This window comes from Roseovarius atlanticus (assembly GCF_001441615.1).
Classification (GTDB): Bacteria; Pseudomonadota; Alphaproteobacteria; order Rhodobacterales; family Rhodobacteraceae; genus Roseovarius; species Roseovarius atlanticus.
The window spans coordinates 1-510 of sequence record NZ_LAXJ01000062.1; the positions used below are offsets into that span (position 1 = coordinate 1).

Here is a 510-nt window from a genome sequence, read left to right on the forward strand (position 1 = left end):
TGAATTCGACGCAGGCCTTGACCAATTTCGGAGCGTCGCTTGGTCTTATTGGGCTCGAGATTGGCACGTTTGTGACAGGCAACTGGAATGTGACCTTCGTTCACGAGACGAACCCGGCACTGAACCAGACATTTGCAGTCACGAGTCCCGGCCAGGTGATCAATTTCGCGACGGCGGAAAACTACGAAAGCATCCGTTTTACATCATCGACTTCGGGTTATAGTTTTCTCACGATCGACAGCCTGTCGGCTTCCGTCACCTGTTACCTCGAAGGCACGGGCATCGCGACGCCCCAAGGCCGCGTGGCGGTGGAAGACCTGCAGCCGGGAGACCAGATCCTGACGGCGGATGGCGGTACCACGACGGTGCGCTGGCTGGGTATCCAGCCGATCGACACCGCGAGTGTGACGCCGGCCAAGGCTTTCCCGGTGCGCTTTGCCGCCGGGTCGATTGCGCCGGGTGTGCCGTCGCGCGACCTCTACGTCTCGCCCGACCACGCGATGCAGATCG

Annotated in this window: 1 protein-coding gene; it reads left to right on the forward strand. The window is 60.8% G+C overall.

From position 1 onward, the window contains the following. Positions 1-89: 89 nt before the first annotated feature. Positions 90-510 (forward strand): Hint domain-containing protein (locus tag XM53_RS22300; protein WP_236544625.1); only part of this gene is annotated, 421 nt, incomplete at its 3' end.